We start from the raw sequence: 369 nt of genomic DNA on the forward strand, positions 1-369 counted from the left end.
ACTCGGCAAGACGCTACGCGCCGCTGGAAGGAGCTCTTCGGGCCGCGATCGCCCGGGGGGTCGTCGTCGACGTCGTCGTGGAGACCCTGCAAGGCGCGGGCAACGCCCTCACGGGAGTGGAGCCCGCAACGGCATTCGCCGATGTGACCGGGATTCGCCTCTGGCACTGGCCCACAGTCCGCAGAACCGATAAGGGGGCCAAGACCCACGCGAAATTGGCGGTGGCGGACCGACATACGCTCCTGACGACGAGCGCGAACTTCACCCTCTCGGGAGTCGACCGCAACATAGAGGCAGGCGTGCTCATCACTGGTGGCTCCGCACCTGCGCGAGCGGCCGAGCATGTGCAGGAGCTCCAGCGTCGGGGAG

The 369-nt window shown here is 67.8% G+C and carries 1 protein-coding gene; it reads left to right on the plus strand.

Annotated elements, in window-relative coordinates:
* Positions 1-369, plus strand: a 369-nt coding sequence (drmC, locus tag OQ02_RS43450) for a DISARM system phospholipase D-like protein DrmC (RefSeq protein ID WP_197043730.1), incomplete at both ends; no start/stop codon positions are given.

The organism is Saccharothrix sp. NRRL B-16314 (genome assembly GCF_000716595.1).
Classification (GTDB): domain Bacteria; phylum Actinomycetota; class Actinomycetes; order Mycobacteriales; family Pseudonocardiaceae; genus Actinosynnema.